Source organism: Staphylococcus sp. HMSC063A07 (assembly GCF_001836955.1).
GTDB lineage: Bacteria > Bacillota > Bacilli > Staphylococcales > Staphylococcaceae > Staphylococcus > Staphylococcus lugdunensis.
In genome coordinates this window covers 28,399-49,404 of record NZ_KV830908.1, presented here as the reverse complement: position 1 = coordinate 49,404, position 21,006 = coordinate 28,399, and the positions used below count along the sequence as shown (strand labels likewise).

Here is a 21,006-nt window from a genome sequence, read left to right as displayed (position 1 = left end):
CGACCTATTCCTTAATAACTTGATGCTCTGATGCGGTTTGAGCTGCAATACGACCAAATGTAAAGATATCAGCTAGTGCATTACCACCTAATCGGTTACCAGCATGTATACCTCCTGCAACTTCACCAGAAGCATATAAACCTTGAATGACTTGGCCATTAATATCGAGTACTTGAGCACCTGTGTTAATACTTAAACCACCCATGGTATGATGCACGGCAGGTTTTCGTGGTGTTGCATAGAATGGTGCTTTTTCAATTTTAAGATCAAAGGCATTTTTACCAAAATCATCATCATGTCCTTTGTCGACAGCAGCGTTATAGCGCTCTATTGTATTGATAAATGTGTCAGGATTTATATTTAATTTTTCAGCTAGTGCCGCTAATGTATCAGCTTTAACGAGTGTGCCGTCTTCAAGCTCATGATTAATCTTATCTTCAGATGTATTCATTGCGAGTTCTTTAATATTCGCATCTGCAATGATGTAGAATAAGCCGTCAGGTTGTTCTAAAGCAGCTTTGGATAAGACATCACGACTTTCAAACTCATTGACAAAACGTTTACCATCTTTATTGACGAAGATAAAGTTTGATGGTGTCACGATTAAGCCAGTAAAGAGTGCACCTGTTTTCGGATCGGAAATAGGCATCATTTGTGTGAAGCCCATGCCTACAAGTTGTGCACCCGCTTGAGCACCTAAGCGAATACCGTCACCAGTAATGGCAGGGGAATTAGTAGTTTTAATATCATCAGGTATGTTATCCCAATACGTATTGTATTGTTGGAGCATTTTCGTATTAGCACCAAAACCACCTGTAGCAAGAATGACACCGTAACGTGCGCGAATATGCACTTTGGCACCATTTGCTTTACGTGCTTCAACACCAACCACTTTATGGTCTTCAACAATCAGTTTTTCAGCTGTCGTTTCTGTAAAAATACGTCCGCCGTTTGTTTTAACATAGTTACTTAACGTCTCTACATATTCTAAACCTTGTGCTTTCATAGGTTTATGGCCACGACGCCATAACGCACCTACAGGCATATCAACGAAAGAACGGTCAAAATGAACACCTTTGTCTGTCAACCATTTAACAGATGTTAATACATTGTCTGTTAATGTTTTAACTAAATCATATTGTCCAGAAATCTCTTCGCCGTATTTATCTGTGCGCTTACCACCAAGATAAGTTTGTATACGATGTAATTCGATTGAATCAAAGAGATAAGGTTTCTCTTCTTCTGTAGCGTTCAAATAGTCTTTGATTTGATCTTTCACTTTGTGGAAATCTTCTAGGTAGTCCTCAGCAATGTTTGCTTCGTCTAATGATAAGAGTTCACGTAATGTATCTCTTTCACCAGCGAGTGCAGGGAAGCGATTTTGCCATTGTGGTTCTGGTGCGTTGACTTGGCCACCAGTTCGAATTGTATTACCACCAATAGCAGGGAATTTTTCCAACATAATAACCTCTTTGTTATTATCCAAAGCTGTAGCAGCTGCACTTAATCCAGCACCACCCGTGCCAATTACAACAATATCTGTCGTTTCTTCTATTGTTTCATTTGACCATTGCACAACAGGTTTTGGTCTAGCTCGTAAAATATCTGGATTTTCACCAGCTTGAGTGATGGCATCGGCTATACCATCAATAATACCTTGGCTGGTTACGGTAGCACCTGAAATGACATCAACATTTAATGTTTGTCCGTCGATAATATCGCGAGGTAAACGTTCAAAGACAGGATTAGCAATTCCTTCAGACTCGCCGCTGTCATCCACATGAACGCTTATAATTTTATCTTTAGACAGTTCTACTTGCATTGGCAAATTACCATTATGTCCTTTTGCATAAACGTTGTAAACTCCTGCTTTAAACGCTACTTTTTTATTTTGTAATGCTTTTAATTTTTCATATTTTCTATGTTCTTCGGCCTTATCAAGAATCATAAAGTCCATGACTTTCCATAAAGGTGAAGGAATGTGTAGCGTTTGTTGATCGTGTATATCTGCGAAATCTTCTACAGTTTCGTCATTTAATATTTTTTCTAACCAATTTGGCTCGACTAAATAAGCTTTACCAACACTCATTAAATCATAGCCTAGAGTCAAGGCTTCTTCTGCATCTGCACGTTGTGCAATGCTTCCAACACCCATGATTGGAATCTCTGCCAATGTTTCATTTTGAAGGGATAAATATTTATTAATTAGCGGTTCAGTATCATCTTGGTTAACGATAGAAGTTCGTTTATAGCTATTAGCAGAAATATGGAAGTAATCTGGATGGTACTGTGCCAAGGTGTTAAGTAAGAACATCGTATCTTCAAAGCGAATACCAGGTTCTTCTATTTCTTCAGGGGAGAAGCGGTAACCAATAATAAAATTTTGCGCATGATGTTCTGAGGCAACTTGTTGTACTTTTTTCAATACTTCAACGGGGAAGTTTGTTCGTTTTTCTCGTGATCCGCCCCAGTCATCTTGTCGGCGGTTAGAGTGTGGAGAGAAAAATTGTTGTAGAAGGTACGTGTTAGCACCATGAATTTCAACACCATCAAAACCTGCTTCAATGGCACGTCTCGTTGCTTCTCCAAAGCGTTCAATCATGTTTAAAATTTGATTGTGGGTCATTTCTCGTGGTACTGAAGCGTCAGGTCTTAAAGCAGCTACTGGACTAGCAGAAATAGGTGTTTCACCAGCATTTAATTTTGGATTAGCCATACGACCAGCATGATATAGTTGTAAAATTGCTTTCGAACCTTTTGATTTAATGGCATCGGCTAAGCGTGTTAAACCAGGAATCTTTTCATCCGTATCGATACCTATAGCGCCAGGAAAGCCTCTACCGTGGTCTTCAACGAAGCAACTTTCGACAATTATTGCTGATGCACTCCCAGCTCTAAATTGGTAGTAGTCAATCATCTCTCTAGTGACGCTACCATCAAAATAGCCAGCTTGAATCGTCATTGGTGCCATTAAAACACGATTCTTTAATGTTGCACCACAATGTAGTGTCAGCTGATCAGTAATGTGTTTATCCATAATAACATCCTCCTGAGTGTGTATTGTGAAAACATTCACAATATGATGTAAAAAATATATGCTCTTATGAGCAAAGATTATAAATGCAATTTTGTTCTTAATTGATGTGTAAACAAGATGTCATGATTTTTGCGTATAATCACTCCTTCAACTCCGTCGATTTGGTTTAACAAATCAATATTCTGTTGCGCGTAGCCGAAGCTACATAGCGTTGACCAAATTTCGCCATCTATAGAATGGTTAGAAATAATCGTAACACTTGCAATATCATTGTTCACTGGGTAGCCAGTAGTACTATCCAAAATATGATGATACAGTTGACCATCTTGATAGAAATAGCGCTCATAAATACCAGATGTCACGACTGATTGTTGCTGTATCTCTACGGTTAATAATGGTAATCCATCGTGATGAAATGGGTCTCTAATACCTACATGCCAAGTTTTGTGTGTAGCAGGACTGCCAATTGTAATGACATTACCTCCAAGATTGATAATGCCTGAAGTTACACCATTTTGAAGAAAAAATGCTTGTAATTCGTCGGCAAAATAACCTTTTGCAATTGCACCTAAATCGATTTCCATATCATGCTGTGCTAAAAAAATCTCATGTTTGGCATCGTTTAAGTATAAGTGATGTGGTTGAATGCGTCTTAGTCGTTGTTGAATTTCTGTGTTTGTGGGTAATTGAGCATCTTCAAAGCCAATTCGCCATAACTTGACGAGGGGACCAATTAAAATATTTAATTTTAGATTGGATGACATTGATGCTTGATGTGCTTTTTTAATAAGATGAAACAATTCAGGATGTACCTGAACTGGACGAATACCGGCTTGTTGATTGATTGCCATCAACTCTGATTGGGTATTGTTCGCGCTAAAACGTTGTTCCCAAGCTCTAATTTTGGCTTCAGCGAAATCGAATAAGTATTCTGCATCATCGTGATTGATAGATAGTTGTATGAGGGTTCCCATTGCCTTAATTTGCCGTTTGTTCAATAGACAGCCCTCCTTTTTAAATTGCTTCGAAACTTTGTCAACGTTCAATTATTATCATAGCATGCATACAATAATAAATGATTGATGTCATTAAAATGTCATAATAATATTATGCTATTATTTTTAATAATCATAATAAGTAATTCTTAATGTATTTTAATTGTTTAACTAGTGGATATGTCATGATTATAGTTGTGTTATAGGGGTATTTAGTAGATAAATAATAAGTTGTTTTATATTTGGCTTGCTTATTGGATTGGCCTTAACATAAACAACGGAAATGCAAGGAGTGTGAATGATGCGTAATCAAAATGACAAATTAAAATGGTCAAGTCTCATTATGGGAACCCTATTATTGATTACTGCTATTATTATTTTTAGTCATCCGGTTAAAAATTTTTATGCCTTAACGTGGCTAATTGGTGTATTTATTGTGATTAATGGTATATTAGGGCTCTTTTTCAGAAGAGCAGCCAAGGCGATGACTGGTAGTGGCACTTTAACAACGTTTATGGCGATAATTGACATTATATTTGGTCTACTAGTCATGTTCAATGTTGGTGTAGGCTCAGCCTTTTTTATCTACATGTTTGCCGTTTGGTTTGTGATTAGCTCAGTCATTGGTTTAATGACATTGTCAGGACAAGGGCGATTTAAAGGACTATCAATTTTGATCAATATGCTTGGTTTGCTATTTGGTATTATTCTGCTGTTTAATCCAATGATGGGAATGGTCATTGTATCGATGATGATTGGCATAAGTTTTACCATCATAGGCGTAATGTATATCGTGGATGGATTGGCTTAAATTTAAATTATTTATAATAGTTGAACAGATTGTGATATAAACACTAGAAATTTAGCCAGTAAATGAGTTTACAAAAACTCATTTACTGGCTTCTTTATTCATAATACGTCGTATGATTGACTCGTATGCATAGAGTGCTATCTCTTCACCCCAACTTGCTTTGTTTGGCGAATTTCTTTTCGAAATTCTCTTTGTTGGGGGGCCGGTCTTTGTCGAACACTGTATTCTCGGGTGTCTCGTTATATATATTACGTATTCATGTGTCGTTTTACGGCGAAGTTTTTTAAGAAATAAGCATGGTAACATGATGCAACATCTGCTACTAATAAAACTTCGGTTTTTATGCGTTCAAATGATATTGTGGAAACTATACTTGATAAAAAGATTTTGGCGTTGCAATTTTAATCCGTTCTATTTATGTTCCACACTGTCTTTTCACTTGTTATAGATTGTAAATGAATAAAAGAAAATAATAGGCTATAATCGGTATAAAGACTTAGCGGAGGTACTGATATGACATATAATTTTGATGAAATCATTGATAGACGTTCAACCAATGCGATGAATGTTGAAGGCTATCTGCCATATTTATTTGGTAATGCAGATGTGTCAGATTTACAACATACTGATGACTTAATTCGCTTATGGATAGCGGACATGGATTTTGCGACACCTGACGTGGTACTGAATGCCATTCGTCGTCGTTTAGATCAAAAAATTTTAGGCTACACACAAGTATTCCATGTGGATTATTACAACGCATTTGTTAAATGGACGCAATCACGTTACGGCTATCACTTTCCGCAAGAGCAATTGGTCTTTTCTCATGGAATCGTTGCCGGATTGATAGAGTTAGTAAGTTATATTTGTAACAATGAAGATCATGCACTTATTTTAACGCCAAGTTATGGTCCATTTAAAATGGCATGTGATGAGAATCAAGTTGAGGTACACTACTCACCACTTATCAACGAAGAGGAGTATTATCGCATTGATTTTGATGATGTAGAACGTCAAATTGTACAACATAATATTAAGCTATGTATTTTCTGCAATCCACATAATCCATCTGGACGTGTATGGTCACGTGAGGAATTAGAACGCTTCGGAAATATTATGAAAGCACATGATGTGTGGTTAATTTCTGATGAAATTCACTGCGATATAATGAGAAAAGGCATGCAACATTTACCATTTGCGACCGTTCTTTCTGACTATGATAAAGTTATTACAGCCATGTCACAAAGCAAAGCGTTTAACATAGCTGGGCTTATGTTTTCAAATCTAATTATTAGGCATAAAGGACTATTAAATACATGGAAGCAACAACATTTTGGTAGTGAGAATCCATTGAGTATTGCAGCAACTCAAGCTGCTTATGAACAAGGTGAAGATTGGCTACAAGCTATGAATACTTATTTAGATGGCAACTTTGAATGGTTAAAACAATTTTTACAACAAGAGCTTCCAAATGCGAAATTTAAAATCCCAGAAGCAACATATTTGGCTTGGATAGATTTGAGTGATTATATCACGCAGCAGCATATTTCTGAACCTATGGCGAAGTATTTTATTAAGCGGGCAGGCGTGATAATCGAAGGTCAAGAACAGTTTGTACATAATGCAGATGGTCATATCAGAATTAATTTAGCTGTGCCAAGAACAGTGTTACAGCAAGGATTAACTAAAATTAAAGCAGCACTTATGTCATAGTTGAAACCATCATTTTTCTAAGGTGCATCTCAAAAGTTGGACAATAATCTGACTGTTAGGGATGCACCTTATTTTAATTTGTGAAAGGCATATTTCTTATGATTATATCGAAAAGACATAAGCAAAGTTTAAACATCAATTAAGAAAAATTTAAGCTTAATAACATCAAAATTGTGATATATTGCACATTAGAAGGAATAAGTATGAATTACAGTCATAGTGTAAGTTGGATAGTTAAATAAGATTAAACAGATTTTAAATTGATTAAAAAATTGGTACTGTTGTTTGCGTCATTAAATGCATTATTTAAATACTATGATGTTTATTATCCTACTGTTAAGCAGCTACTTAACACATATGAGCTAGCGAGTTAAATGCGCTGATGATACAATTGAAAATCCTTTAGTAAAGAATGTTTATAGCTTAGAAGTTGAAGAAAAGTTGAGTTTAAATGATGCGAAAATGTTTTTGGGGTTGAATAACAAGAAAGAGAAAGGTTGATGATGTTGGGAACATTTATGGAAATATTAAAAATAATAACACCTGTGCTATTAGCTTCTGCTGTTATTGCTACACAATATTTATTATCACGTACAGGGAAAAAACGATTTGGATTAATTATTCCAATTATTACCTTGGCAGTAATTGTTTATATGCATATTACAGGGATTTTAGGATTGAAATTAATTGGGACCATCCTTTTAACAATTATTGCAGAGCTTTTTTTATTAGGGCAATGGGTAAGTGCTCAAGAAGATTGTAAGAAAAAACACGCTGAAAATGAAAGTAAGGATTTAAAGTTATAGAAGATATAACAATGTTAAGTTGAATTTTGACGTTGCTAAAAAAGATTGGAGATACATATTTAAATCATGCCGGGGCTGGACTACGAATTCATAATGAATTCTATCCTGCTCCTTTTTTAATGCAATTATTTTGATGTTATAGAAAACATAGATGAGGCATTACACTAAGTGTTAAACGCTGAAAAGGAACCGGCAGTATTTTGCTTCTTTGAAAAGCATTTGTGTATGTGTCTGGGATTAAAAAAGTGTATAAAAAATTGACTAAGCAAGGTTGCTATTTCTCAAATTGGCAATTATGAATTGCGATACTTAATTAAGGTCCACTTGTTTTATTTTTAAATTAACAATAACTTAAAATATATATTTATTTGAATATTCAAAAACGCGGGCGTAAAATGGTGGTGAAGAAATAAGAAAACGCTTGCAAAAATCTTCTTATTTCTAGAAACACTAGTCATTGTATATTAAGTCATAAAACATTGTGAACAAAAGGGGGGACATTCATGACAGAAAAGTATGATGTGATTATTATTGGTGCCGGTCCAGGTGGTTATGTGTCAGCAATTCGTGCGGCCCAATTAGGTAAGACAGTAGCTATCATAGAAAAGAATAATGCTGGTGGTACGTGCCTTAATGTTGGGTGTATTCCATCCAAGACCTTATTAGAGCATGGTAAGAAAGTGCATGACATTCAAAGTGCAGATGAATGGGGTATTCACACATCAAACTTGACGATTGATGCTGCGCAATTAACTTCACGTAAAGTACAAGTTGTACAAACATTAACAAGTGGTGTGACCCATTTATTGAAGAAAAATAAGGTTAGTTATTATAAGGGAGAAGCCAAAATTAATTCTGATCTTACAGTTACAGTAAATGATGAAACATTGTCATCACAAGATGTTGTATTAGCAACAGGCAGTCGACCATTTGTACCATCTATTCCAGGTTTAGAAAACGTTGATTATGAAACGACAGATACGTTTTTTGATATGGAAGCGTTACCTAAATCATTAGTAGTCATAGGTGGTGGCGTCATTGCTACAGAATTGGCATCATCCATGGCAGATTTAGGTGTCAAAGTAACCATTGTAGAAGTAGCAGATGATATATTGCTTACTGAAATTGATGAAGTGAGAGCGCTGTTGAGAGAACATTTAGAGTCACAAGGGATTGAAATTATTACATCTGCAGATATTGAAAAGGTAGAGAAAAAGTCATTGCATTTAAAAGGACAAGATACGATTTCTTTTGATCGTTTGTTAGTAGCAACAGGGCGTCAACCAAACATCGAAATTGTAAATGATTTGGAGTTGAGTCGTGACGGTAAGTACCTACAAGTTGATGTGCACTATCAAACATCAAAAGCACATCTTTATGCAATCGGAGATTTAACATCTGGTTATCAATTAGCGCATGCCGCAAGTGCTCATGGTATACATGTAGCTGAACATTTAGCTGGAATGCAGCCCAAAACAATTAAACAAGAAGATATTACTCGCTGTATTTATACACGTCTCGAGGCTGCATCGGTAGGATTATCAGCTGAACAAGCTGAAGCGCTAGGTTACGAAGTGAAAGTGACGACATCTGGTTTTCAAGGAAATGCTAAAGCCATAATTAAAGGTGAAGGCCAAGGATTTGTACAGTTGGTAATAGATGAAAAATATAAAGAAATACTAGGTGCATTTATAGTAGGACCACATGCTACCGATTTAATTGGGGAATTACTAGGTGTTAAAGCATCTGAGGGAACGATTGCTGAGCTGAGTGAAATTATTCAACCCCATCCGGCATTGTTGGAAGCGATTGGAGAAGGTGCAGATGCTTATTATAATCAGGCGATTCATATGTGAGATATGCCATGATGTTTAGTTAAAGCAACGACGATGACTAAATGGACATAGCAAGCCACTATCAAGAGGATATGAGGAGGAATGAGTTATGGAAAAAGAACAAGCACGTTGGATTTATAAAACAATGAATGAAATTCGCTATTTTGAAGAAAAAGTGCACAAAATTTTCAGTGATGGTAAAATTCCTGGTTTTGTCCATTTATATGTTGGAGAGGAAGCAGTTGCAACTGGTGTCATGTCACAACTTGAAGATGATGATTACATCACGAGTACCCATCGTGGTCATGGCCATGCCATCGCGAAAGGCTGTGATTTGAATGGCATGATGGCAGAAATTATGGGTAAAAAAACAGGATTAGGTCATGGTAAGGGTGGCTCTATGCACGTAGCCGAAATTGATAAAGGTATGTTAGGTGCTAATGGAATTGTAAGTGGCGGTTTTGGTTTAGCAATCGGAGCAGGTATTTCTATTCGCAACCAGCAGAAAGAAAATGTGGCTGTATGTTTCTTTGGTGATGGCGCTGCAAACGAAGGCAATTTCCACGAAGGACTTAATTTTGCGTCTATTTTAAATTTACCGGTTATCTTTGTTTGTGAGAACAACCAATTTGGTGAAGGTACAACACATGATTATGCCAGTGCGTCAGAGACAATTGCTGAACGCGCTTCTGCATATAACATGCCAGGTGTACGTGTGGATGGTATGGATGTCATGGCAGTCTTAGAAGCGACAGAAGAAGCGGTTGCGCGTGCTAAAAAAGGTGAAGGACCGACCCTAATTGAATGTGATACTTATCGGAAATATGGTCACTTTGAAGGTGACGAACAAAAGGTTAAATCACCAGATGATCGCAATGCTGATAAAAATGCAACCGAAGAATTTAGAAAGCAAGCGATTGAAGAAGGTTGGTTAACTGAAGACGAAGCTGACGACATTGAAAAAGCTGCAGAACAAGCAGTTGAAGATGCCGTGAAATATGCTGATGACAGTGATTTACCAGATGTCGAATCATTATATAAAGATGTATTTGCCTAAAAGGAGGATATCATTATGACTGAAACGCGAAAGCTAACATTTATGGGTGCAATTAACGAAGCGATTGATCAATCAATGGAACAAGATGAAAATGTCATTCTCATTGGTACCGATGTCTCTGGTGGTGCAGGCGTTAAGCACATTAAAGACGATGATACTTTTGGCGGCGTATTTGGAGTGACAAAAGGATTAGCGAAAAAATATAGCCGTAATCGTGTCATTGATACACCGATTGCAGAACACATTACATTAAGTGCAGGAGTGGGGGCAGCAGCTACAGGCTTGCGTCCGATTGCAGAACTTATGTTTAATGATTTTCTAGGATTTGGATTAGATCCTATTTTAAACCAAGGCGCTAAAATGAGATACATGTTTGGCGGTAAGGCTAAAATTCCACTTGTCGTGCGAACAGTTCATGGGGCTGGTGCAGGTGCAGCGGCACAACATTCTCAATCACTTTATAACGTGTTTGCTGCGATACCAGGTGTAAAAGTAGTTGTTCCGTCAAACCCATATGATGCCAAAGGATTATTAATGGCGGCGGTACAAGATGACAATTTAGTCGTATTTTCAGAAGATAAAACGTTACTTGGGCAAAAAGGAAATGTGCCAGAGGAACCTTATACCGTTGATATAGGTAAAGCACGTGTTGTCCGTGAAGGAGAAGATTTATCCATTGTGGCAATTGGTAAAATGGTTGCTGTAGCCGAAGAAACCGCAGATCGTTTAAAAGACGACAATATTTCCGTTGAAGTGATAGATTTACGCACTGTCTCACCATGGGATGAAGAAACTGTATTAACATCTGTTAAAAAGACCGGACGTTTAATTGTGATTGATGAATCTAACCCACAATGTAATGTTGCAGGAGATATTGCTTCGGTTATGGGCGACCGTGCTTTTGATTATTTAGATGGTCCAATTAAAAAAGTAACGGCGCCAGATACTCCTGTACCATTCGCAGCAAACTTAGAACAAGCATATATTCCAAATGCAGATAAAGTATTAGATGTTGCAGCAGAATTAGTTGATGACTTAAGAAAAGTTAAATCATAAATGAGGGGGTGACATAAATGAGTCAAAATATCATTATGCCAAAGCTAGGTATGACAATGACAGAAGGTACTGTAGAAGAATGGTTTGTCGCTGAAGGTGATGATGTCAACGAAGGTGATAGTATAGCAACCATTAGCTCAGAAAAATTAACCCAAGATATTGAAGCGCCAGCGACAGGAACATTGCTAAAAATCGAGGTTCAAGCAGGAGAAGATGCTAAAGTTAAAGGTGTTCTTGGAATCATTGGTGATGCAGACGAAGCTACAGATAATAGCTCAAGTTCAACTGAGTCAACAAATGAAACTGCAGATACATCAGAACATGATCAGCATGAGACGTCAACGGAGACAGCAAAAGACGATGCTCAATCTTATTCAACAGAAAAATCAACTGCAGATGTGGAAAAATCACCACAACACACGCGTATCTTTATTTCACCACTTGCACGCAATATGGCTGAAGACAAAGCGTTAGATATTAATCGCATAAAAGGCACAGGTGGAAATGCACGTATTACCAAATTAGACATTCAACGCGTAGAAGCTCAAGGTTATGATTACGATGACAGTAAAGCTACTGAAACATCAGTCCAAACAAGTAAAAACGTTGATGTTACTAATATTGGAGAAGGATTAAATCCAATGCGTAAGCGCATCGCACAAAATATGCGTGAAAGTTTAGCTAACACAGCCCAATTAACATTACATCGCAAAGTAGATGCCGATCGTCTACTTGATTTTAAAGACAAATTAACCGTTGAATTAAATCAAGCAGATAAAGATGTGAAATTAACTGTAACTGCACTCTTAGCTAAAGCAGTTGTACTTGCCTTAAAAGACTATGGCGCAATGAATGCACGCTATGACAATGGTGAGCTATTGGAATATGAGGATGTTCATTTAGGTATTGCAACATCATTAGAAGAAGGGCTAATGGTACCTGTTATTAATGAAGCTGATACGAAAAGCATTGGTGCACTCGCTGAAGAAATTAAAAAAACATCTCAAGCCGTACGTGATGGTCACACAGATGATGTTCAATTGAGTGGTGCAACATTCACCATCACGAATATGGGTACAAGTGGTATTGAATACTTTACCCCTATTCTTAATCTAGGAGAAACAGGGATTTTAGGTGTTGGTGCATTGATGAAAGAAGTCACATTAGATGGTGATAGTTTGAGACAAGTGTCACGTATTCCTTTAAGTTTAACTTTCGATCATCAAATATTAGATGGCGCAGGCGCTGCAGAGTTCTTAAAAGTATTAGCAAAATATATCGAAAATCCATATTTACTTATTTTATAATAGGACAGCACACCCTCAATGCATTGGTTAAATGGATTGAGGGTGTTTTTTTGGAAAATTACTATCTTTTATTGTAAGATAGTTGACAAAATGAATTTGATGTACTATCTTATATTACAAGATAGTTGATAAAAAGGTGATAGATATGTCTGTTTCGAATCAAATGATGAAGGGGCTTTTAGATGGTGCAATTTTAGGCTTAATTGCAAAAGGTGAAACGTACGGTTACGAAATTTTAGAAAAATTGAAAGAAAATCAATTTCCAGAAATTAGTGATGGGAGTATTTATCCAGTTTTACTACGTCTAAGCAAAAAGGGTTATGTGCATACCACAACACGTAAATCCGATAATGGCGGCCCTAAACGCAAATATTATACAATTTCTGACAGTGGTTTAGACGAATTAACACGTTTTAAAGAAAAATGGCAATATTTAAATATTGGAATGACAAATTTATTCGGGAGTGAAATAAATGTTAAGTAAACAGTCAGAGGAATTTTTAACTAAACTTAGAGTAGAATTGTTATTTAGAGGTAAAAGTGAAGAACAAATTGATGAAATAGATGAAGAATTAAGAGATCATTTAACGATATGTGAACAGCAAGGTAAAGATGTGAGCGATATTATTGACACGCCAGTACAAGATTATGCCAATCGCTTTGCACGGCATATGCCGTTTGCTAATCAATTGGCTAAGTATATGACTTACTTTATTCTCTTTATGATTGCCGTATTTACTATCCCAGATTTATTTACTAAATCATTTACATTAAGTGTCGGTTATATTTTAAATATTTTCTTTATCTTCTTTATCAATGTCATTGTAGGATTGTATGTAATTAAAATGCTTATTTTAAAATTTGGAGATAAGAAGAGGCTTTATGTTTTAGCCTTTTTGACTGGTTTTCCTATCTTTGGCTTAATGGTATTAAGTACGTATTTAACAGGAAAATTTCCGATTTATAACATCGTGACATTGAATCAACAGCAAAGTATTATTTTAGGGATAGTCTTACTTATTGCAGTTATGTTAGCATGTATTTTACTAAAGCAAAAAGTGTATGCACTGATTATTTTAGCACTTTGTATGCCTAATATTGTTGCGTGTTTGTTTGCTAAAGACAACTCACAATATATCTATATTTCTGTGATAGGCTTAGTTATATTGACTTTCGTATTTATCGCCTTTAACATCTATCAGTTTTGGAAAGAAAGCCGTACTAATAAATCGAAATAAATTGAAATATAAAAAACAGAGTCATGATACTTAAAAGTTAAGTATTGCATGGCTCTGATTTTATTTGGATGATGTCTGAACAACATCTATTATAATAAGACTCAAAACTTACTATAAAATCGCTACACTATTATTATACATAATATTATGGGATTATAGTGGTGTTTTAGCAATAAATATGAGTAATTTTATAAGAATTAATAGACAATTTACAAAAAGTGTCGCCTAATTTCTAATTATTTTAGTTGTGTAGTTTATTTTTCTTCTGCAATTGTGACTTGACGAATAAAAATTGAGAATATAATGCACAATCTATACAATAAAATTGTACGAAAATAGTTGTAAATTTAACACTTTCAAATATAATTATATCAACTATTCAATAATCGTTATTTTGAACGTGCACAAGCGGTTTACTGCGATATAATCAAAACATAGCAACTTTCGAGTTGCTAAATTTAACACAAGTGAAGAATTTGTGTATGAAGCTATAGTCAAAAAGTTGAAATCACTGAGGTTCCAACGACACATCGATCGATGCTCTGCAGAGTATAACGCGCTACAAAATTAGTTGGATTTGTAGCGCGTTATTCAATTTGTAATAATAAAGAAAACTTATTTACTTCGCAAGATTTCAGACATTAATTGTGTATAAAGGCCACTCGCTTTGTAGCCAATTAAGATGTCTTCCGTTTGAATTTTCGAAATGTGAGGTAAACCTCGAATTTTACATACCTTTTGATGATAATCTTCAAAAGAAACAGACGTTTTAGATTGAAATAACTCATAGAAATAACAATCAAGTTCACGCGTTTCATTCACAGTATAGCCGTATCGCAATAGCATTAAGTCACGAGTTTTTAAGTCAGGTGCTAATGTTTCTTGTAACATGTCGATAGATTGTTTTATTAACAATAATTCATGATCTAATGCTTCTTGATTCAAACTGTTCAACTCCTTATTACTAAGAATAACCCTAACGTATCATAGCTTAATAAGATATGAAAGTAATGAAGGACAGGGGCCCCAGCAAAGAGAATTTCGAGAAGAAATTCACCAGGCAACACAAGTTGGGGTGGGGCCCCAACAGAGAGGCTTTCGAAAAGAAAGCCAACGGACAACGCAAGTTGGGGTGCTGAATACATATAATAAAAAATATAAAATGAGATATGCTAGAATGTTACTAATAATAGCATCATAGGTTATGTCAATAAGACATCTACGTATATATAAAGATTAAAACATGGAATAAAATTACTGGAGGCAAGAACATGCTAGCAATTTTGAAAAGCACGGTTAAATTCATGCTCAAGTTTCTTGATTTTGAAAAGAAATGGGACTACTATTTTATGTTCTTTTTGAATTCAATTGTTATCATTGGTATTTTTTGCTTTCCATTAGCTATAGAAATAAAAATACTGCTAAATTTAAAGAATGATTTTTTGGAAATTATGCTAATTGCTATCGTATGTGCATTGATATTATCAAATATAATGGTATGGATCGTATTAATACAGACATGCTTAAACTTTTTTATAATTTACAGGGATTTGCAAGGTAGATGGTTTATCAAGAGAGGTTTAAATAGAAAATTTTATGAAAACAAATTAAGGTTAGATACAGTAGAAGATATAAATAAGGAACTTGCTTCAAAAAATGTAGATTATCCATTACGAGCACTTTATAAATGTATTCATTATAGATACTATGATTTTGAAGGGAATATGTACGAAGAAATTGCATGTATATTTAGCAAACTTCATATGATACGAATGCATCTTTTTTCCCATCCGCATAAGAAGAAAAAGCTGGGTCTGCTTATATTAACCTTTATGATGAGCATAATGGTATGTATTTCATATATTACAGGTGGAAGTCCAATATTTTTAAATCGTATTATACCATATGCACAGTGTGTTTATTGCTTGATTAGTACAGGTATTCTAGCATTTATCAATGATGATCTTATAACAGAAAATAATAGGGCGAAAATTTTAGTAATACGGTATTTTCAACAACGAAATAATAATAAACGAAATTTTTAATAGAGAGCGGGACTACGAATTCATTATGAATTCTGTCCCGCTCTCGTCGTAAGAAGCACAAAGATGATTTCTAATATCAAACCATCTTTGTGCTATTATTTTGTGTTGAGACCTATATAAATATTACTAGATCCTTCATTGCTTTCCGTTTTGTTCCAGGCTACAATAAGTATTTGAAAACGGTTGCTCATTAAACAACAACGAATCCTGAGATAGAGAGTAGGGTGAATGATGATTGATCGAAAATTGAAATTAGTACAGTTATTTTTAAATAATCAATCGAGTTATTTAACGTCAGATGAGATTGCAACGTATTTAAATGTATCGAATCGGACGGCACGAAATGATATTAAAATTGTGAATATGTCACTGTTAGCAGAACTGATTATAAGTGTAAAGGCTAAAGGATATACGCTTAATACGGCACGTTACACGATTGAAGATATCGAAGCGGCTCTTCAAAGATTTTCTTTGCAGGATAGTAACCATCTAGTGCAGCTGGGTTATCGATTGTTGATGCATCATACCATCGTAACTCTGACAGATTTGGAACAACAATTTTGTTTCACAAAGCGTGAATTATTGGATTATTTAGAGCGTTTGCGCATGTGGTGTGACAAGTTTGAAGTAGATATACATATAAAAAAAAGAAAAGGTATTATTGTAGAAGGTAGTGAAACTGCAATAAATAATGCAATTTTACATTTGAATCAGTTAGCAACACAGCATGTACGTGTGGAAGATTTGATTCTGAATGAACTACCCGAAGCACATGTTTGTACAATACGTCAGATTTTTAAAACTAATTTACAAGCGGAGCAACTATCTACATCCGACATACAAATAGAACAATTGATGATCCATCTTATTTTAATTATGAAAAGACATCAGTCGAATGCACAGTCTTGGCATTTAAATGAAGAAGCCTTAGTGATTTCACGAGGAATTATTGAAGAAATTAATCATCGTTTAGGCTATGACTTAAATGATGATACAAGCCAACTATTCTCTTTTTTCATCGGTTATCATTTTAATAAGTTTGAGCTAACGTTCGAAAAACTATTTATTGATAGTTATATTCAACAATTAATTTTAAAAATGGAAGCAAAGATGCATATTCCATTTAGTCAAGATGTTATTTTAAAAGACAATCTAACAGAACATTTTAGTCGTACGTATTTGAGGATTATAAAAGAAGTGTATATGAATAATCCATTGACGAGTGAAATCAAAACGCTCTACCCATATGCCTTTAATGTATTATTTGACATTGTTCAAACACTGTCGCAAAGAGCGGATATTACGCTGAGTGAAGATGAAATTGCCTTTTTAACCATTCATTTTCAAGCATCCATTGATCGAAATGAAGTGACGCGTGTTCATATGGTTATTTGTTGCTACTATGGCTTAGGTATTTCTCAACTATTAGAAACGAAATTAACAACATTAAATCGACATATTAAAGTGCAAGATACGCTTCAGTATGATGATTTGGCTACTTATTCATTTGAAGGTGTGGACGTTTTAGTGATGACACATGATATAGATGTTGAGGTACCATCATATGTTGATGTCATAAAGATATCTCCATTATTATCAGAAAAGGATCAACATCAAATTCAATCATTGGTTAAGCAAAAGCTTAATCCAACCATAACCTCCCATGATATGAGTTCAATTCCTATTAAAGTGATTACAGCTAAGTCATATCAAAGTTTGCCTGAGTTATTTGATCGTGTACATGATATTTTAATGGCATGTCATGCAGTGCAAGAGGATTACATTCATACAGCATTATTACGTGAGAAAGCATCATCCACCTATATTGGACATGGTGTAACCATGCCACATGGAGATCCAGACAAGGTGCTAAAGTCACATGTTCTAATTTTTAAACATAGTGAGGGTTTTTATTGGCAAGAACATGAGGTCAAGTTAGTCTTTTTCTTAGCCATTACACCTCAAGATATACACATGAATAAGCAACTGATGCACGTGCTAGCTCAATTAGATGATTCAGCTGTAGAACACTTGAGTCGCTTAGACGAAGTTGCATTTAAACAAGAAATTTTCGGATTAATACAAGGATAATTGCCGGTACTAGTGGCAATTATCTTTTTTAATGCCTTAATGTTATCGCTTACAATTTAAGTTGAGGAGCGTGATTGAAATGAAAATATTAGCGATTACATCTTGCCCGAATGGAATTGCTCATACATATATGGCTCAAGAAAAATTAGAACAAGCAGCTAAAGAGATGGGTGTTGATATTAAAGTTGAAACACAGGGCGGCGTGGGAGCAGAAAATGTGTTAACTGCCAAGGAGATACGTGAGGCAGATGGCATTATTATTGCAGCTGATAGACAAGTTGATTTGGCTCGGTTTCATGGTAAACGATTAATTAATGAAAATGTGCGCGAAGGCATTCATCATCCACAAGCATTAATTCAACGTATCATTGATCATGACGCTAAAATTTATCATCATCACGGTGAAACAAACGAACATGATGTGGTAGATGATGAAAATAAAAAAAGTGGCGTGCAAATGGTCTATCAACATCTAATGAATGGTGTGTCATTTATGGTGCCATTTATAGTTGTAGGTGGATTGCTGATAGCGATTGCTTTGACGTTAGGCGGAGAAACATCATCTAAAGGCCTAGTGGTGCATGATGGTACATTTTGGAAATCAATTGAAAATATAGGAAAATTATCATTTGGATTTATGGTACCGATTTTAGCTGGATATATTGCATATAGTATCGCAGATAAACCAGGTTTAGTACCCGGGATGATTGGTGGTGCTATCGCAGCGGATGGTAGTTTCTATGGTAGTGCTGCAGGTGCCGGTTTTCTTGGTGGCATTGTTGCAGGGTTCATTGCTGGTTATGTTGCTAAATGGATTAAACAGGTTAAAGTTCCAAAAGCAATGGCACCAATTATGCCAATTATTATTATTCCGATATTAGCTTCATTGGTTGTCGGTTTAATTTTTATTTTTGTTATCGGAGGGCCAATCTCGAGTATTTTTAGTGTGTTAACCACTTGGCTAAAAGGTATGCAAGGTACAAATATCATTATCTTAGCACTAGTCATTGGTGCAATGATTGCCTTTGATATGGGTGGCCCAGTTAATAAAGTAGCTTTTCTTTTCGGTTCGGCTTTGATCGCTGAAGGCAATTATACGGTTATGGGAATGGTCGCAGTTTCTGTGTGTACACCGCCGATAGGTTTAGGTCTAGCTACATTTTTCCAAAAACATAAATTTAATCAATCAGAACAAGAAATGGGTAAAGCGTCATTTACAATGGGATTATTTGGTATTACTGAGGGTGCAATTCCATTTGCAGCACAAGATCCATTGCGTATTATCCCAGCCAATATGTTTGGCGCAATGGTGGCAGCAGTGATTGCAGCTTTAGGTGGTGTGGGTGACCGTGTCGCGCACGGTGGTCCGATTGTAGCAGTACTTGGAGGTATCGACCATATTGTTTGGTTCTTTATAGCAGTCATTGTTGGTAGTATCGTGACAACGCTGACTGTATTATTGTTAAAACGTAAAACGCCTGCCATTAATGTTGATGAAACACAGGCAAAAACAACGTTAGCCACAGAAGTTACTACGCCTCCACAATCGTCAGTAAATGAAAATCTTGACAATAAAAATACTGCTGAACAACAAGTCTTTCATCAAGAGTTGATTGAACGTGTCCAAACACCTATGACGCGTGATGAAGCAATAGATTGCCTTATTCAGCAATTGGATAAACATGGCTATATTAATGATTGTTTAACTTTAAAAGATGCTATTGTAGCGCGGGAAGCCGAAGCGACAACTGCAATAGGAATGAACGTGGCGATTCCACATGCCAAGTCAGCTGCAGTTAAAGAACCTGTTGTGGCAGTATTACAGCATCAAACAGGTGTAAAGTGGGATAGTCTAGATGGTTCATTACCACAAATTATTTTCTTAATAGCTGTGCCAAATCATAGTAATGATACACATTTGAAGTTGTTACAACGTTTATCAAGAGCCTTAATGGACGATGCTACACGTAAACAATTTATTGAAGCAGCATCAACAGCAGATATATATCACATGTTACAACAACTATAAAGGAGGCGTCAGGACATGGTGTTATTTTTACAACCAGTTTTTCAAGAACGCATTTGGGGAGGTCGTGCCTTACAACAACAATTTAATTATGATATTCCAAGTCATACTACTGGTGAATGTTGGGCGATTTCAGCACATCCAAATGGTCCGAACATTATTGAAAACGGACCGCATAAAGGAAAGACTTTGACGCAAGTATGGGATGAAGATCGCGCATTATTTGGAGAAGATCAACGCAGCCAATTTCCACTGTTAACAAAGATTTTGGATGCTAATGATAAATTATCTGTGCAAGTTCATCCGGATGATGCCTACGCTTTAGCACACGAAGGCGAGTATGGTAAGACAGAGTGCTGGTATATTATCAGTGCTAAGGAAGGTGCAGAAATTATTTATGGTGTTCATGCAGATAATCAAATTGAGTTAGCCCAGAAGATTGATGCACGAGACTTTGACACGTTATTTAAACACGTTCCGGTTAAAGCAGGTGATTTTTTCTATGTGCCGGCTGGAACTGTACATGCCATCGGGGCCGGGATAACGATTCTAGAAACACAACAATCTTCAGACACGACCTATCGTATTTATGATTATGATCGCAAAGATAAAAATGGACAACTACGTGCACTTCATTTGGAACAGAGTAAGGCGGTTATTGATCTTGAAACGAAAAATCCTAATACGGTGCCGATACATAGTATCAAGCACGGCCAGTCAATGACACAGTTTGTGTCAAACGCATTCTTTACAGTAGATAAATGGGAAATTGATGGCACGTTACCATATGAGAAACCACATGTTTATTGTCTAGTATCTGTGATAGATGGACAAGGTATTGTAGCTATAGATGGAGAACAATGGCCAATTAACAAAGGCAGTCATTTTATTATCACAGCTGATGATTATGACGTCGAATTTGATGGACAACTCACGTTAATCGTTAGTCATCCATAAAAGGAGCGGGACAGAATTCATTATGAATTCGT

Annotated in this window: 16 protein-coding genes; 13 read left to right on the top strand and 3 right to left on the bottom strand. The window is 35.9% G+C overall.

Going from position 1 to position 21,006, the window contains the following annotated elements:
• Positions 1–4 precede the first annotated feature (4 nt).
• Together HMPREF2597_RS02435 and HMPREF2597_RS02430 are read right to left on the bottom strand one after the other, a co-directional pair.
• Complete coding sequence (locus tag HMPREF2597_RS02435) at positions 5–3,037, bottom strand: NADH-dependent flavin oxidoreductase (RefSeq protein WP_002479043.1); 3,033 nt, start codon at positions 3,035–3,037, stop codon at positions 5–7.
• A gap of 77 nt (positions 3,038–3,114) precedes the next feature.
• Positions 3,115–4,035 carry an FAD:protein FMN transferase gene (locus HMPREF2597_RS02430; RefSeq protein WP_070817138.1) on the bottom strand — a complete coding sequence of 307 codons (921 nt, stop codon included), beginning with the start codon at positions 4,033–4,035 and terminating at the stop codon, positions 3,115–3,117.
• Between the two features lie 298 nt (positions 4,036–4,333).
• Here HMPREF2597_RS02430 and HMPREF2597_RS02425 point away from each other — a divergent pair, with 298 nt between their 5' ends.
• The 9 genes from HMPREF2597_RS02425 (at position 4,334) to HMPREF2597_RS02385 (ending at position 13,855) form a co-directional block, all read left to right on the top strand.
• The gene (locus HMPREF2597_RS02425; protein WP_041612285.1) at positions 4,334–4,843 is read left to right on the top strand and encodes an HdeD family acid-resistance protein; all 510 of its coding nucleotides are present in this window, start codon (positions 4,334–4,336) and stop codon (positions 4,841–4,843) included.
• Positions 4,844–5,356: 513 nt separating this feature from the next.
• The gene (locus tag HMPREF2597_RS02420; RefSeq protein ID WP_002479040.1) at positions 5,357–6,556 is read left to right on the top strand and encodes a MalY/PatB family protein; all 1,200 of its coding nucleotides are present in this window, start codon (positions 5,357–5,359) and stop codon (positions 6,554–6,556) included.
• A 518-nt stretch (positions 6,557–7,074) separates the two neighbouring features.
• Entirely contained in the window at positions 7,075–7,362 is a 288-nt protein-coding gene (locus HMPREF2597_RS02415) for a hypothetical protein (RefSeq protein ID WP_225306521.1), read from the top strand.
• Between the two features lie 503 nt (positions 7,363–7,865).
• Positions 7,866–9,218, top strand: a complete 1,353-nt coding sequence (gene lpdA / locus HMPREF2597_RS02410; protein ID WP_002479038.1) for a dihydrolipoyl dehydrogenase — start codon at positions 7,866–7,868, stop codon at positions 9,216–9,218.
• Positions 9,219–9,306: 88 nt separating this feature from the next.
• Entirely contained in the window at positions 9,307–10,254 is a 948-nt protein-coding gene (locus HMPREF2597_RS02405) for a thiamine pyrophosphate-dependent dehydrogenase E1 component subunit alpha (protein ID WP_002479037.1), read from the top strand.
• Positions 10,255–10,269: 15 nt separating this feature from the next.
• Positions 10,270–11,310: an alpha-ketoacid dehydrogenase subunit beta gene (locus HMPREF2597_RS02400; protein WP_002479036.1), complete on the top strand. Its 1,041-nt coding sequence runs from the start codon at positions 10,270–10,272 to the stop codon at positions 11,308–11,310.
• A gap of 17 nt (positions 11,311–11,327) precedes the next feature.
• Positions 11,328–12,617: a dihydrolipoamide acetyltransferase family protein gene (locus HMPREF2597_RS02395; RefSeq protein WP_002479035.1), complete on the top strand. Its 1,290-nt coding sequence runs from the start codon at positions 11,328–11,330 to the stop codon at positions 12,615–12,617.
• Between the two features lie 145 nt (positions 12,618–12,762).
• A complete protein-coding gene (locus HMPREF2597_RS02390) occupies positions 12,763–13,101 on the top strand; it encodes a PadR family transcriptional regulator (RefSeq protein WP_002460740.1) in 339 nt (112 codons plus the stop codon).
• Entirely contained in the window at positions 13,091–13,855 is a 765-nt protein-coding gene (locus tag HMPREF2597_RS02385) for a hypothetical protein (protein WP_002479034.1), read from the top strand. The genes HMPREF2597_RS02390 and HMPREF2597_RS02385 overlap by 11 nt, the downstream gene beginning before the upstream one ends.
• A 615-nt stretch (positions 13,856–14,470) precedes the next feature.
• On the opposite strand, the gene HMPREF2597_RS02380 is transcribed toward HMPREF2597_RS02385, so the two are convergent.
• On the bottom strand, positions 14,471–14,800 hold the full coding sequence (locus tag HMPREF2597_RS02380; RefSeq protein ID WP_002479033.1) for a hypothetical protein: 330 nt from the start codon (positions 14,798–14,800) through the stop codon (positions 14,471–14,473).
• A 326-nt stretch (positions 14,801–15,126) separates the two neighbouring features.
• On the opposite strand from HMPREF2597_RS02380, the gene HMPREF2597_RS02375 reads away from it, so the two are divergent.
• The 4 genes from HMPREF2597_RS02375 (at position 15,127) to manA (ending at position 20,974) form a co-directional block, all read left to right on the top strand.
• Positions 15,127–15,900 (top strand): hypothetical protein, encoded by a 774-nt coding sequence (locus HMPREF2597_RS02375; RefSeq protein WP_002479032.1) that lies wholly within the window; start codon positions 15,127–15,129, stop codon positions 15,898–15,900.
• Positions 15,901–16,128: 228 nt separating this feature from the next.
• Positions 16,129–17,991 carry a BglG family transcription antiterminator gene (locus HMPREF2597_RS02370; RefSeq protein ID WP_225307315.1) on the top strand — a complete coding sequence of 621 codons (1,863 nt, stop codon included), beginning with the start codon at positions 16,129–16,131 and terminating at the stop codon, positions 17,989–17,991.
• A 79-nt stretch (positions 17,992–18,070) separates the two neighbouring features.
• On the top strand, positions 18,071–20,020 hold the full coding sequence (locus HMPREF2597_RS02365; protein ID WP_002479030.1) for a fructose-specific PTS transporter subunit EIIC: 1,950 nt from the start codon (positions 18,071–18,073) through the stop codon (positions 20,018–20,020).
• 15 nt (positions 20,021–20,035) lie between these two features.
• Entirely contained in the window at positions 20,036–20,974 is a 939-nt protein-coding gene (gene manA / locus HMPREF2597_RS02360; RefSeq protein WP_002479029.1) for a mannose-6-phosphate isomerase, class I, read from the top strand.
• Positions 20,975–21,006: the final 32 nt, after the last annotated feature.